At 72.7% G+C, this 850-nt stretch carries 1 protein-coding gene; it reads right to left on the bottom strand.

Translation table 11 applies throughout. The features are described from left to right. Positions 1–122: 122 nt before the first annotated feature. Positions 123–605, bottom strand: coding sequence for a GcrA family cell cycle regulator (locus HX774_RS16100; RefSeq protein WP_178828436.1), 483 nt, complete (start codon positions 603–605; stop codon positions 123–125). Positions 606–850: the final 245 nt, after the last annotated feature.

Below are 850 nucleotides of genomic sequence, written 5' to 3' on the forward strand. Positions count from 1 at the left end.
GCTTGCGCCGATGCGGACGACGATGCAGCGCCCGCGTGCCCGGACAAGACAGAAAGACGGCGGCCTCCGGGAGGCCGCCGTCGATCATCGCCCCTGCGGCGTAGGAACAAGGAAGCGCGACCTTAGACCAGCCCGGCCAGGCTGAGCAGCGACGGCGCGCCGCCCGGCAGCGTCCTATAGCCCACCGCCGCGTGGCCGAGGCAGAAGGCGCCCCGGGCCACCGGCCGGCCGCAGAGGGAGAAGCCCGGATGGGCCGGATCGCCGTATGGCCATCGGCACTGGCCCCGCGTCACGGTGAGGATGGTCATGCCCCACGACGGCAGGTCGGGCCTGCGGTCGGCCGGGACCGATGGGCGGCCCGTTGCCCGCTTGACCGGCTTGGCCACAGGTCTCTCGACACGCCTCCGGGGCGTCTGAGATCCGAAGCCCGCGGGCGCCCTCCCCGGCCTTCCGGCCGACAGGCCGAGCCGGTGCACCTTTCCCAGCACCGCACTGCGGCTGATCCCGTTCTGCAGTTCGCGGGCGATCTCGTCGGCGGTCCGGCCCTCAAGCCAGAGCGTCTTGAGGCGATCGACGCGCTCGTCGGTCCAGGCGGATTTGGTCATGGCGCAACTCCGAAGCCAGCAGGTCCGCCCGCCTCCGCCCTTCCTCCCGCCTCCCGCTGTCCCCTTCCCGGCGCCCCCGGCGCAGCGCGGAAGCGGCCCGGATCCAGGGACCCGGGCCGCCGTCCACTCTGTTATCGCGAAGGTTCCCCTTCCGATGTCGCCCGCGCCGGACAGGGCGCGGGCGAGGTTTCAGAAGGGGATGTCGTCGTTGAGGTCGTAGCCGCCGGCCGGCTCCTCAACCTGCC

Origin of the sequence: Brevundimonas sp. P7753 (genome assembly GCF_013386595.1) — a bacterium.
GTDB classification, from domain to species: domain Bacteria; phylum Pseudomonadota; class Alphaproteobacteria; order Caulobacterales; family Caulobacteraceae; genus Brevundimonas; species Brevundimonas bullata.